11 protein-coding genes and 1 riboswitch are annotated in these 12,367 nt (G+C 75.1%); of the genes, 7 read left to right on the top strand and 4 right to left on the bottom strand.

Annotated elements, in window-relative coordinates; all coding sequences use genetic code 11:
- The first annotated feature begins 34 nt into the window (after window positions 1-34).
- The 6 genes from JOL79_RS01295 (at window position 35) to alc (ending at window position 6,556) form a co-directional block, all read left to right on the top strand.
- Window positions 35-922 (top strand): FAD binding domain-containing protein, encoded by an 888-nt coding sequence (locus JOL79_RS01295; RefSeq protein WP_210153727.1) that lies wholly within the window; start codon window positions 35-37, stop codon window positions 920-922.
- Entirely contained in the window at window positions 919-1,419 is a 501-nt protein-coding gene (locus JOL79_RS01290; RefSeq protein ID WP_210153726.1) for a (2Fe-2S)-binding protein, read from the top strand. The genes JOL79_RS01295 and JOL79_RS01290 overlap by 4 nt, the downstream gene beginning before the upstream one ends.
- Before the next feature lie 20 nt (window positions 1,420-1,439).
- Window positions 1,440-2,822: an 8-oxoguanine deaminase gene (locus JOL79_RS01285; RefSeq protein ID WP_307848228.1), complete on the top strand. Its 1,383-nt coding sequence runs from the start codon at window positions 1,440-1,442 to the stop codon at window positions 2,820-2,822.
- Between the two features lie 167 nt (window positions 2,823-2,989).
- The gene (locus JOL79_RS01280) at window positions 2,990-4,195 is read left to right on the top strand and encodes a glycerate kinase (protein ID WP_210153725.1); all 1,206 of its coding nucleotides are present in this window, start codon (window positions 2,990-2,992) and stop codon (window positions 4,193-4,195) included.
- 88 nt (window positions 4,196-4,283) lie between these two features.
- Complete coding sequence (allB, locus tag JOL79_RS01275) at window positions 4,284-5,597, top strand: allantoinase AllB (RefSeq protein WP_210153724.1); 1,314 nt, start codon at window positions 4,284-4,286, stop codon at window positions 5,595-5,597.
- Window positions 5,594-6,556: an allantoicase gene (alc, locus tag JOL79_RS01270; protein ID WP_210153723.1), complete on the top strand. Its 963-nt coding sequence runs from the start codon at window positions 5,594-5,596 to the stop codon at window positions 6,554-6,556. Before allB ends, alc begins: the two co-directional genes overlap by 4 nt.
- 39 nt (window positions 6,557-6,595) lie before the next feature.
- Here alc and pknB read toward each other — a convergent pair whose 3' ends face one another.
- The 4 genes from pknB to thiO all read right to left on the bottom strand — a co-directional run bounded on the left by pknB (window position 6,596) and on the right by thiO (window position 10,908).
- On the bottom strand, window positions 6,596-8,524 hold the full coding sequence (pknB, locus tag JOL79_RS01265; protein ID WP_210153722.1) for a Stk1 family PASTA domain-containing Ser/Thr kinase: 1,929 nt from the start codon (window positions 8,522-8,524) through the stop codon (window positions 6,596-6,598).
- A gap of 100 nt (window positions 8,525-8,624) precedes the next feature.
- Window positions 8,625-9,449: a thiazole synthase gene (locus JOL79_RS01260; protein ID WP_210154160.1), complete on the bottom strand. Its 825-nt coding sequence runs from the start codon at window positions 9,447-9,449 to the stop codon at window positions 8,625-8,627.
- Window positions 9,450-9,481: 32 nt separating this feature from the next.
- A complete protein-coding gene (thiS, locus tag JOL79_RS01255) occupies window positions 9,482-9,682 on the bottom strand; it encodes a sulfur carrier protein ThiS (protein ID WP_210153721.1) in 201 nt (66 codons plus the stop codon).
- 62 nt (window positions 9,683-9,744) lie between these two features.
- Complete coding sequence (thiO, locus tag JOL79_RS01250) at window positions 9,745-10,908, bottom strand: glycine oxidase ThiO (RefSeq protein ID WP_210153720.1); 1,164 nt, start codon at window positions 10,906-10,908, stop codon at window positions 9,745-9,747.
- Window positions 10,897-11,010, bottom strand: a riboswitch (TPP riboswitch). It overlaps the preceding gene by 12 nt.
- A gap of 148 nt (window positions 11,011-11,158) precedes the next feature.
- On the opposite strand from thiO, the gene JOL79_RS01245 reads away from it, so the two are divergent.
- A complete protein-coding gene (locus JOL79_RS01245; protein ID WP_210153719.1) occupies window positions 11,159-12,337 on the top strand; it encodes an NAD(P)/FAD-dependent oxidoreductase in 1,179 nt (392 codons plus the stop codon).
- Window positions 12,338-12,367: the final 30 nt, after the last annotated feature.

Here is a 12,367-nt window from a genome sequence, read left to right as displayed (position 1 = left end):
ACGTGAGGGCGACCCCGCGAGTGACGGAGTGACCATGGACTTCCTGCGACCCCGCACCTGGGACGAGGCGCTGGCCGGCAAGGCCGAGCGGCCGGACGCCACGCCGATCCAGGGCGGCACCGACGTCATGGTGGAGATCAACCTGGACCGGGGACGGCCCGCCGCGCTGCTCGACCTCACCGCCGTCCCCGGGCTGGACGGATGGTCCCGGGAGGGCGACGTCGTACGGCTCGGCGCCGGGCTCACGTACGCGCGGCTGATCGCCGAACTGGGGAACGTGCTCCCGGGACTGGCCCAGGCGGCCCGCACCGTCGGTTCGCCGCAGATCCGCAACCGGGGCACGGTGGCGGGCAACCTGGGCGCGGCCTCGCCCGCGGGCGACAGCCACCCGCCGCTGCTCGCCTCCGGCGCCACCGTCGAGGCGGCGTCCACGCGGGGCACCCGGCTGATCCCGATCGGCGAGTTCTACACCGGGGTGAAGCGCAACGCCCTCCGGCCGGACGAGCTGATCCGCGCGGTCCGCGTGCCCGTCGCCGGCGGCCCGCAGTACTTCTCGAAGATCGGCACGAGGAACGCCATGGTCATCGCGGTGTGCTCGTTCGCCGTCGCCTTGCATCCCGCCGAGCGCCGGGCCGGGACCGGCATCGGCTCGGCCGCGCCGACGCCGCGCCGCGCCCCCGAGGCGGAGGCCCTGCTGGCCGAAGGGCTCGACTGGGCGGGACGGTCCCCGCTCGACCCCGGCCTCGCCCGCCGGTTCGGCGAGCTGGTGGCGGCGGCGGCCGCGCCGATCGACGACGTGCGGGGCCGGGCCGCCTACCGGCGGCACGCGCTGGCCGTCATGGCCCGCCGCACGCTGACCTGGGCCTGGGCCGATCACATCGGAGACGACACGAGCGAGAGCAGCGGGAGGGGAGCGGCATGAGAGTGAGCCTGACCGTCAACGGCCGCCCGGCGGCGGCCGACGACGTGTGGGAGGGCGAGAGCCTGCTCTACGTCCTGCGCGAGCGGCTGGGCCTGCCGGGCGCCAAGAACGCGTGCGAACAGGGCGAGTGCGGTTCGTGCACGGTCTTCCTCGACGGCGCGCCGGTGTGCGCCTGCCTCGTCGCGGCCGGGCAGGCGCAGGGCCGCGAGGTCGTCACGGTGGAGGGCCTCGCATCGCGCGCGGGAGAGGTGCAGCGGGCGTTCGTGGAGGCGGGGGCCGTGCAGTGCGGCTTCTGCACGCCGGGCCTGGTCGTGCAGGCGCAGTCCCTCATCGAGAGCACCCGCGGCGTCCCGGCGGACGCCGACATCAGGGAGGCGCTCGCCGGGAACCTGTGCCGCTGCACCGGCTACGAGAAGATCATCGACGCCGTCCGGCTGGCCGCCGCGCGCGCGTACGGCGGGGGCGCCGGCTCCGGCCAAGCGGAGCCGGCGGCGTGAGCCCGGCCGGAGGAACACGCGTGCCGGGGGACGCGCCGGGGGCCCGGCGCCTCGTCATCGAGAACGCCCACGTGGTCACGGTCTCGGGGGCGGAGTTCCCGTCCGGTCACATCGTGGTGGAGGGCGACCGCATCACGGCCGTCGGTCCCGGCCCGGCCGCCGAGCCGGCCGGGGGAGCGGAGGGAACCGAGCGGATCGACGGCTCCGGCTGCCTGGCCACCCCCGGGCTCGTCAACACCCATCACCATCTCTACCAGTGGGCCGCCCAGGGCGTCATCCCCGACGGGACGCTGTTCGAGTGGCTGGTCGCCAGCTATCCGCTCTGGGCCCGGATGGACGCCGAGGTCGTGGCGGGCGCGGCCACCGCCGGGCTGGCCTGGCTGGCCGCCTCGGGCTGCACGACGTCCACCGACCACCACTACGTCTTCCCGAAGGGCCGGGGCGACCTGTTCGAGGCGGAGGTCGAGGCGGCCCGGCGGGTCGGCCTGCGCTTCCACCCGTGCCGGGGGTCGATGGACCGGGGCCGGTCGGCGGGCGGCCTGCCGCCGGACGACGTGGTCGAGCGGGCCGGGGACGCCCTCCGGGCCACCGAAGACGTGATCCGGAAATATCACGATCCGTCGTTCGGCTCGATGCTGCGGGTGGCGGTGGCTCCCTGCTCGCCGTTCTCGGTCAGCGAGGAGCTGATGACCGGGTCGGCCGAGCTGGCCCGGGCGCACGGCGTACGGCTGCACACGCACATCGCGGAGACGGCCGACGAGGAGGAGCACTGCCGGGAGCAGTTCGGCGTGCTGCCGGTCGAGTATCTGGACCGGCTGGGCTGGCTCGGGCCGGACGTGTGGCTGGCCCACTGCGTGCACCTGACCGACAAGGACGTCCGCCGCTTCGGCGAGACGGGCACCGGGACCGCCCACTGCCCGTCGTCGAACGGCCGCCTCGGCGCGGGCATCGCCCGCGTGTGCGACCTGCTGGCCGCTGGCGCGCCCGTCGGGCTGGGCGTCGACGGTGCCGCCTCCAGTGAGATGACCCCGCTCGCCGGGGAGATCAGGATGGCGATGCTGATGCAACGGGCCCGGTACGGCCCACGCGCCCTCACCGCCAGGCGGGCGCTGGAGATGGCGACCCTGGGCGGCGCCCGGTGCCTGGGACGGCAGGACGAGATCGGGTCCCTGGAGCCGGGCAAGCTCGCCGACGTCGCCCTGTGGCGGCTCGGCGGGTTCTACGACGCGATCGACGACCCCGTCGTGGCCTTCGCCTACGGGGCCACCCCACCCCTGGAGCGCCTGCTCGTCGGCGGCCGCACCGTCGTGGCGGGCGGCGAGCTGCGCACCGTGTCCGGCCAGGCCGCCGCCGAGGCGGGGGCCCGGGCGCACCGCCGTCTCCTGACCGGCGATCATGTGTAGATGACACACCGTCGGGCACGGCAGGGCGCCGGGCGGCACCGGGAGGGAAGGCGGAGCATGAGGCGGCACCCGAGAGACCACCGGGACGGCCGGGGCCCGCGGCACGCGGGCGAGCGGCCCTGGGCTGATCGGCACGGTTCTGATCGGCACGGGGCGGAGCGTCACGGATGAGCGGCCACGTCGTCATCGCGCCGGACAAGTTCCGCGGGTCGCTGACCTCCCCCGAGGTGGCCCGGCACGTCGCGGCCGGGCTGGGCGGCGTGCCCACCGTGCTGCTGCCGGTCGCGGACGGCGGCGACGGGACCGTCGACGCCGTGGTGGCCTGCGGCTTCGCCCGCGTCGAGACCGAGGTCACCGGGCCGGTCGGCGAGCCGGTCACGGCCTCCTACGCCGTACGCGACGAGCCCGGGGGCGGGCGGCTGGCCGTGGTCGAGCTGGCCGAGGCGTCCGGCCTGCGGCGGCTGCCCGAGGGGCGGGGCCCGGCCCCGCTGACGGCCACGAGCCGGGGGACGGGCGAGCTGATCGCCCACGCCGTACGGCACGGCGCGACCCGGGTGGTGCTCGGCCTGGGCGGCAGCGCCTGCACCGACGGCGGCGCGGGCCTGGTCCAGGCCCTCGGGGTGCGGCTGCTCGACGAGGCCGGAGCCGAGCTGCCGCCGGGCGGGGCGGCGCTGCGCGACCTCGCGGTCATCGACCCGTCCGGGTGCCTGCGCGGATTCGACCTGGTCGTCGCGAGTGACGTGGACAACCCGCTGCTCGGCCCGTACGGCGCGGCGGCCGTGTACGCGCCGCAGAAGGGCGCGTCGCCGCAGGACGTGACCGTCCTTGCGGCGGGGCTCGCCCGGCTGGCCGCGGTCGCCGCCCACACCCACGGCCTGGCGGGCGCGGCCGAGCACGACGGCGTGGTCCGCAGCATGGGCGTGGCCGGCATGCCCGGCGCAGGGGCGGCGGGCGGGGTGGGCTTCGCCGCACTGGCCTTCCTGCATGCGGAGATCCGCTCCGGCATCCACTACCTGCTCGAACTGCTCGAATTCGACCGGCACGCCGAGGGGGCGGCGCTCGTCGTGACCGGGGAGGGGGCGATCGACGAGCAGTCCCTGCGCGGCAAGGCCCCCGTCGGGGTGGCGTCCGCCGCGGCCAGGCACGGCGTGCCCGTCGTGGCGGTCTGCGGCCGCCGCACCATCGGCGACGAGGAACTGCGCGCCGCCGGGATCCGGGCGGCGTACGCGCTGACCGACATCGAGCCCGACGTGGCGCGCTGCGTCGCGGAGGCCGGTCCGCTGCTCGAACGGCTGGCCCGGCGGGTCGCCGCCGACCACCTCGGTCCGCGGCCCGGCGGCGATCCGGCTCCGGCCGCGCGGGCGGGGGCGTGACGCTGGGACGACCTCGGGATGGCCGAGGGAAGGACCGCTGATTGATCGCCGGGTGACAGAAGGGGTGATCGGAGGGGTGGCAGACAGGATGGCTGAGCCGTTCGATCTGGTGGTCCGCTCGCGGCGGGTGGTGACGCCCGAGGGCGAGCGGGCCGCGGCGGTGGCGGTGCGGGACGGACGGATCGCGGCGCTCGGCGGGTACGACGACCCGCTTCCGGCGGCGGACGCGGCCGACCTCGGCGGGCTGGCCCTGCTGCCGGGCCTCGTCGACACCCACGTTCACGTCAACGAGCCCGGCCGCGCCCACTGGGAGGGGTTCGCGTCGGCCACCCGGGCGGCGGCGGCCGGCGGGGTGACCGCGATCGTGGACATGCCGCTGAACTCGCTGCCGCCGACGGTCGACCCGGAGGCCCTGGACGTCAAACGGCGGGCCGCCCGCGGGCGCTGCCACGTGGACGTCGGCTTCTGGGGTGGCGCGATCCCCGGCAACCTCGCCCAGTTGCGCCCGCTGCACGAGGCGGGGGTGTTCGGCGTCAAGTGCTTCCTGTCGCCCTCGGGGGTGGAGGAGTTCCCGTCGCTCGACCGGTCCGGGCTGCGGGCCGCCCTCACCGAGCTCGCCGCCTTCGACGGGCTGCTGATCGCGCACGCCGAGGATCCGGCGCTGCTGGCGGAGCCGGCCGGGCCGACCTATCCCGAGTTCCTGCGGTCCCGTCCGCAGGAGGCCGAGCGGCGGGCGGTCGAGCAGGTCGCCGAACTGGCCGCGGAGACCGGGGCGCGGGCGCACATCGTGCACGTGTCGGCCGCCGCCTGCCTGGAGCCGCTGCGCCGGGCCAGGGCGGAGGGCGTGCGGATCACCGCCGAGACCTGCCCCCACTACCTCACCCTCAGCGCGGAGCAGGTCACCGGGCCCGCGTACAAGTGCTGCCCGCCGATACGGGAGGCCGCCAACCGCGACGCGCTGTGGGAGGCGCTGGCCGAGGGCCTCCTGATGGGCGTCGTGTCGGACCACTCGCCCTCGCCGGCCGAGATGAAGGTGCCCGACTTCGCCGCCGCCTGGGGCGGGGTGTCGTCCCTCCAGCTCGGCCTGCCCGCCGTCTGGACCGCCGCCCGCGCCCGCGGCTTCGGCCTGGCCGACGTGACCCGCTGGATGGCGGAGGGACCCGCGAGGTTCGCCGGGCTGCCGGGCAAGGGAGCGATCAGGGTGGGGGCCGACGCCGACCTGGTGGTGTTCGACCCGGACGCCGGCTTCACCGTCGACGTGGCCGCCCTCCACCACCGCAACCCGGTGTCCGCGTACGACGGGCACGAGCTGACCGGGGTCGTGCGCCGCACCTGGCTGCGCGGCACGGCGGTCGACTTCACCACCCCGCGCGGGCGGTTCCTGAGCGGAGGGGCCCGATGACCTTCACCCGGCTGCCCGACCTGGCGCTGCGGACGTACGGCGGGTCGGTGACGGCCGCCAGCGACGAGTCGTTCGCCGAGCGGGACGCGCTGATCCGGCCGGGCCCGGCGACGTTCCAGCCGCACACGTTCGGGGCCAGGGGCCAGGTCTACGACGGGTGGGAGACCCGGCGGCGGCGCGAGCCCGGCCACGACTGGGCCGTCGTCCGGCTCGGCCTGCCCGGCGTGATCAGGGGCGTCGTGATCGACACCGCCTGGTTCAAGGGAAACTACCCGCCATACGCCTCGGTGGAGGCGTGCGCGGCCGGAGGACATCCGGCGCCCGGCGAGCTGGACGGCTGGGTGGAGATCGTGCCGAGGAGCGGGCTGGGAGGCGACCGCGTCCACGAGTTCCGGGTGGACGACCCCCGCCGCTTCACCCACGTGAGGCTGAACATCTTCCCCGACGGCGGCGTCGCCCGGCTGCGCGTGCACGGCGAGGTGGTGCCCGACCGGGCGTTCCTCGACGGGCTGACCGTCGACCTCGCCGCGCTGGAGAACGGCGCCCTGGTGACGGGCTGCTCCGACGAGTTCTACTCCTCGCCGAACAACGTCCTGGCCCCCGGCCTCGCCCGCGACCAGTCCGAGGGATGGGAGACGGCCAGGCGGCGGGACGGCGGCAACGACTGGCTGGAGGTGGCCCTCGCCGGGCCCGGCACGGTCGCGGTCGCCGAACTGGACACGACGAACCTGAAGTTCAACGCCCCCGGCTGGGCGGCGCTCAGCGGGGCCGACGCCAGGAGCTCCGGGCCGGGCGGGCCGCGCGCGTGGTTCCCGCTGCTGCCGAGGACGCGGCTCCAGCCGGACACGCGGCACCGGTTCCGGCTGGACGACCCCCGCCCGGTGACCCACGCCCGGCTGGACATCTATCCGGACGGTGGCCTGGCCCGGCTGCGCCTGCTCGGCTCGCTCCTGCCCTGAGAACCCGGGACGGGACCTACCGGCGCCGGTCAGGGCCGGTCAGTGCCAGACGGTGATCGTGGTGCCCCGCGGCTGCTGGCCCGTCGGGTTCTCCTCGATCACCCGCCTGGTGCCGACCAGGCGGCGCGTCTTGACCTTGAAACCGGCCGCCTGCAGCTCGTGCACCGCGTCCCTGAGGTCCTTGAACCGCACGTCGGGCACGTTGACGAAGTCGGGCTGCGCCTGCGACGGGTCGGTCTCCCACGGCCAGTGCCAGCCCTGGTCGGGGCCCTTCGAGACGGTCAGGTGGACGACGGCCCCGGCCACCACCTCGGACCCGCCGGACGGGTCCTGGGCGATCACGGTGCCGGGCGGCGTGTCGTCGGCCGTCTCGTCGATCTGGACGTTGAAGCCCTTGTCCCTGAGGAACTTCTCGGCCTGGTCGCGCATCATCTGGCTGACGTCCGGCATGATCAGGCCGGCACTGACCACGATGTCGACCGAGCCGCCCTTCCTGACCCGCTTGCCCACCATCGGGCTGGTGCGGATCACCTGGTCGCGGGGCACCGTGTCGCTCGCGGTCTTGCTCACGCGGCCGACGGTCAGCCCCACCTCGGCGATCTTCGCGGCGGCGTCGTCCTTGCTCAGCCCCTCGACCTTGGGCACCGGGATCGTCTCCGGCCCCAGCGACGGGATCAGCGTGAGCTCCGACCCCTTGAGCGCCTCGGCGCCGGCCCCCGGCTGGGTGTCCAGGACCACGTCCTTGGCCACCTTGTCGTCGGAGCGGCCCTGCCCGATCTTGACCGCGAACCCCGCCTTCAGCGCCTCCTGCCGGGCCACCTTGATGTTCTTGTTCGTGAGGTCGGGGACCGTGGTGTAGCGGCCCTGGGAGAACCACCAGCCGCTGAACGCGATGCCGGCCACCATCACCAGGGCCAGGACGCTGATGAACCAGACGGCCCCGGACCGGCGCCGCCCGCGCCGGCGCGAGCCCTCGGTCGCCAGATCGGGGAGCGGCTGGATCATCGTGCGGCCGGTGGGCTCGGGCAGGCCCGGCACCGGATGCGCGCCGGTCGCGGGCCGGTCGGCGCCGGCGCGCCCGTCGGGCGGAAGGGTGGCGTGGGCGCCGGTCTGCCCCGGCCTCGGCATGGTCCGGTGGGCCTCCACCGCGGCGACCAGCATCGCCGTGGCGTCGGCGGGCCGCCGGGCCGGGTCCTTGTCCGTGGCCGCCGTGACCAGCGCGTCGATCGACGGCGGGATGTCCGGCACCAGCGAGGAGGGCGGGGGCACCGTCTCGTGGACGTGCCGGTAGGCGATCGACATCGGAGTCTCGCCGCCGTACGGCTGCTGCCCGGTGAGCAGCTCGAAGAGCATGATGCCGGTGGCGTAGACGTCGCTGCGGGCGTCCGCCGTGCCGGTGGTCACCTGCTCCGGCGACATGTAGCCGATGGTGCCGATCATCATGCCGGTCTTGGTCTGGTTGCTGGCCTCGACGGCCCTGGCCAGGCCGAAGTCGACCACCTTGACGCGGCCGTCGTCGGTCAGCAGCACGTTCTCCGGCTTGACGTCCCGGTGGACCAGCCCCGCCTGATGGGCGGCGCCGAGCGCGGCGAGGGCCGGGATGACGATCTCCAGGGCCTCGCGGGCGGGCAGCCTGCCGCGCTGCCGCAGCACGTCGCGCAGGGTCCGGCCCGGAACGTACTCCATCGACAGGTAGACGTGCGCGCCGTCGGCGCCCTGGTCGAAGACCTGGACGATGTTCGGGTGCGACAGACTGGCCACCGACTTCGCCTCGCCGATGAAGCGCCGCACGAACTGCGGGTCCTCGGCCAGGGAGCGGTGCATCACCTTCAGGGCGACCGTGCGGTCGAGCCGGACGTCCAGAGCCAGGTAGACAGAGGCCATGCCGCCCCGGGCGATCCGGGACTCGACGCGGTATCGCCCGTCGAGCACCTGCCCTACGAGCGGGTCGGTCAGCGTCGTGTCCACGGCCCCGAGTTTACGGGTGATTTGCCGCCCGCAGTGTTCCCGCATGGCAAACCGAGACCTGAACCAGACCTGTTTCGTACCATCCGAAAGCCTCGTACGTTCAGGAAACCGGAGTAACCGGAACGGCTCCGACCGGGGGACGGCCGGGCGATGACGCCTCGGCGTACCGCAGGCGGGGGATCCGCCCGGCCAGGCGCGCCTGCCGTCCCGCCGTCACCGCCGCGCGCATCGCGGCGGCCATCAGCGCCGGCCGCCGGGCCCGGGTGACCGCGCTGGCCAGCAGCACCGCGTCGCAGCCGAGCTCCATCGCGAGCGCGGCGTCGCTGGCGGTGCCCACCCCGGCGTCGAGGATGACGGGCACCCCCGCGGCTTCGACGATCAGCTCGATGTTGTGGGGGTTGCGGATGCCGAGGCCCGAGCCGATGGGCGCGCCGAGCGGCATGACGGCCACGCAGCCCGCCTGCTCCAGCCGCCGGGCCAGCGCCGGGTCGTCGCCGATGTAGGGGAGCACCTTGAAGCCGTCCGCGACCAGCCGTTCGGCGGCGTCGAACGTCTCGATGGGGTCGGGCAGCAGGGTCCGCTCGTCGGCGATGACCTCCAGCTTCACCCAGTCGGTGCCCAGCGCCTCCCGGGCCAGCCGCGCGGTCAGGATCGCCTCGCCCGCGGTGAAGCAGCCGGCCGTGTTGGGCAGCACCCGGATCCCGCGCCGGCGCAGCACGTCGAGCACCGATCCCCGGGCCGCGGGGTCGAGCCGGCGCATGGCGACCGTGGTCAGCTCGGTGCCGGACGCGTCGAGGGCCTCGTCCAGCACCTCCAGGGAGGGGGCGCCGCCCGTTCCCATGATCAGGCGCGAGCCGAGCTTCTCCCCGGCCAGGACGAACGTGTCGTCGTCGAACACGCCGGCCTGCGGGTCCGCGGTGTGCATCGTCTTCGGCGTCGTCGGCATGGTCGGCATCGTCATCCTCCCTGCACGGCCGTCAGCACCTCGACGAGGTCGCCGTCCGCCAGCGTCGTCGACTCCCACGCGCCGCGGGTGACCACCTCGCCGTTCACCGCCACCGCGACGCCCGACGTCAGGGCGGTCAGGGCGCGTACGGCCTGGCCGACCGCGGCCCCGTCGGGCAGCTCGCGCGTCTCTCCGTTGACCGTGATTCTCATGTGACTCCGACTCTCATGGCGAATCTCAGGGCGACTCTCGGCACTCAGGGCACTCAGGGCTCTCATGGGAGGAACCTCCCGGGATCGCACGACCGCGCGACCTCGGGCACCGGGGCGCCGGTCAGCAGGGCCACGACGGTCTCCGCGGTGATCGGCGCGAGCAGGACGCCGGCCCGGTGGTGCCCGGTCGCCGCCACCACTCCGGGCGGCCCGGCCGGCCCGATCAGCGGCAGGTTGTCGGGGGTGCCCGGGCGGAAGCCGACCGTCGTCTCCGTCAGCTCCAGCTCGGTGACGCCGGGCACGAGCTCCCGGGCGTCGCGCAGCAGCCCGTAGACCCCGCCCGCCGTCACCCGCTGGTCGAATCCCAGCTCCTCGGCGGTGGCGCCGAGCGTGATCTCCCCGTCGCCCCGGGGGACCAGATAGACGGGCGTGCCGTGCACCAGTCCCCTCACACACCGGGTGAGGAATCCGCGGGGCCCGCGCAGCCGCAGGATCTGCCCCTTCACCGGCCGTACCGGCGTGTCCGGCGCGCCGGGCAGGCCGTCCAGCAGCTCGGGCGACCGCGCGCCGGCCGCGACGACCACCCGGCCCGCGTGGATCTCCTCGCCGGACTCGCGCCGGACGCGCAGGTCGCCGCCGCCGGACGGCGTGATCGCGACGGCGCGGTCGAGGACGACGGCGCCGCCCGCCCGGGACAGCGCGGTGAGAAGGGCCCGCACGACGAGGCGCGGATTGACCCAGGCGTCGTCGCGGGCCAGCAGGCCGCCGCGCACGGACGGCGCTAGCATCGGTTCCAGGGCCCGGCACTCGCGCCCGGTCAGCCGTTCGACGCGCAGGCCGAGCGCGGTCTCGAAGGCGCCGAGCTCGTCGAGGACGGCCATGTCGTCCGCGCTGCCGGCCACCTCGATCGTCCCGTCGGCGCGGTGGTCGATCGCGACGCCGCTGTCCTCCTCCAGCTCGGCGCGGAAGCCGGGCCAGGCGGCCAGCGACGCCAGGCCGAGCCGGAGCAGCGGCTCCTCTGTGTAGGTCACCTCGCTGACCGGGGCGAGCATGCCGGCGGAGGCGTGCGTGGCCCCGGTGCCGGGGGCGGGATCGACGACGGCCACGGACAGCCCGGCCCGGGCGGCCCGCCAGGCGATCGACAGGCCGGCCACCCCGCCGCCGAGCACGGCCACGTCGTACCGGGGGAGGTCGGACGCCGGACGGGCCGTGGGCGTATCGGACACAGCGCTCCCTTCGCCGGCATTACCCGGATCAGGTCTGATGGCGGTCGAGAGCCTCACGCTCTCCTCTCAGCCCGGATCCGCCGGGCTCCCGCGCGTCTTGCGCCCCCTAGCCTAGTCCCCTCTCCCTTTCTCCCGTCGCGTACCCTGCGCACCGCACAAAACGGCAGGGCGCGACTGTGCGAGGTACTTGCCCAACTCGTTATGTGGGCATCATTGGCGGGACGGCCGCCCGGCAATCTATGGTCAGGTCGTGGATCACGTCGTCGTGGTGGGGGCCGGCCTGGCCGGCGTGCGAAGTGTCGAGGCGCTCCGGGCCCACGGTTACCAGGGCCGGATCACGCTCATGGGCGAGGAACGTCATCGCCCCTACGACCGTCCGCCGTTGTCGAAGGCGGTGCTGCTCGGCGAGACGGACTCGACCGTGGTCGACTCCGATCTGGACGCCCTGGACGTGCGGTTGCGCCTGCGCACCGCCGCCAAGGGCCTGCGCCGGGGCGTGCTGGAGACCACCGAGGGCGAGCTGGAGTACGACGGCCTGGTCATCGCCACCGGGGCGGTGCCCATCCGGCTGCGCGGCGAGGGCCGCCAGCACGTGCTGCGCACCATCGACGACGCGCTCGAGCTGCGCGAGCGGCTGGTGCCGGGCGCGCGGGTGGCCGTCGTCGGCGCGGGGTGGATCGGCGCCGAGGTCGCCACGGCGGCGGCCCGCGCGGGCTGCTCGGTGGCGGTCGTCGAGGCGGGCGAGACGCCGCTGGCCGCCGCGGTCGGCGCGTTCGCCGGCGGCCACACCATTCCCTGGTACGCCGGGGCGGGCGTGGAGCTGCGGCTCGGGGCCAAGGTGGCCACGGTCGACCCCGACGGGCTCACCCTCATGTCGGGGGCCCGGGTGACGGCCGACGTCGTGGTCAGCGGGGTCGGGGTGCGCCCGGCGGTCGACTGGCTGAAGGGGTCGGCGGTCGAGATCGGCGACGGTGTGATCGTCGACGAGCACCTGCGCACGTCGCTGCCGAACGTCGTCGCTGTGGGCGACTGCGCCGCCTGGTGGTCGCGCAGGTTCGGCGCGCGGCTGCGGGTGGAACACTGGGACACCGCGCTCCAGGCGCCCGACACCGCCGCCGCCGCGCTGCTGGGAGAGCCCGCGGTCTACGACCCCGTGCCGTACTTCTGGTCCGAGCAGTTCGGGCACATGGTGCAGTTCGCCGGTCATCGTGAGGCGGCCGAGCGCACGCTGCTGCGCGGCGACCCGCGTGGCGACGGCAGGTGGGCGGTGTGCTGGCTGACCGCCGACGACAGGCTGGCGGCCATCCTGACCGTCGACCGGCCGCGTGACGTGGTGCAGGGACGGCGGGTCGTGCAGGGCGGGCAGCGCCTCGACCCGGTGCGGCTGGCCGACCCGGCTGTGCCGCTTCGCGACTGCATTATGGCGTAATCGAGGTGTCTCCCGGCCGGTCGTGTGTGG

The sequence above is a fragment of the Microbispora oryzae genome (assembly GCF_017896165.1).
In the GTDB taxonomy this organism is placed as follows: Bacteria; Actinomycetota; Actinomycetes; order Streptosporangiales; family Streptosporangiaceae; genus Microbispora; species Microbispora oryzae.
This window is presented reverse-complemented; position numbering and strand designations above follow the sequence as displayed.

Excerpts from the sequence above, each read along its gene's own strand:
- JOL79_RS01295 (WP_210153727.1), top strand. The coding sequence starts at position 35 with ATGGACTTCCTGCGACCCCGCACCTGGGACGAGGCGCTGGCCGGCAAG.
- JOL79_RS01290 (WP_210153726.1), top strand. The coding sequence starts at position 919 with ATGAGAGTGAGCCTGACCGTCAACGGCCGCCCGGCGGCGGCCGACGAC.
- JOL79_RS01280 (WP_210153725.1), top strand. The coding sequence starts at position 2,990 with ATGAGCGGCCACGTCGTCATCGCGCCGGACAAGTTCCGCGGGTCGCTG.
- allB (WP_210153724.1), top strand. The coding sequence starts at position 4,284 with ATGGCTGAGCCGTTCGATCTGGTGGTCCGCTCGCGGCGGGTGGTGACG.
- alc (WP_210153723.1), top strand. The coding sequence starts at position 5,594 with ATGACCTTCACCCGGCTGCCCGACCTGGCGCTGCGGACGTACGGCGGG.
- JOL79_RS01260 (WP_210154160.1), bottom strand. The coding sequence starts at position 9,449 with ATGCACACCGCGGACCCGCAGGCCGGCGTGTTCGACGACGACACGTTC.
- thiS (WP_210153721.1), bottom strand. The coding sequence starts at position 9,682 with ATGAGAATCACGGTCAACGGAGAGACGCGCGAGCTGCCCGACGGGGCC.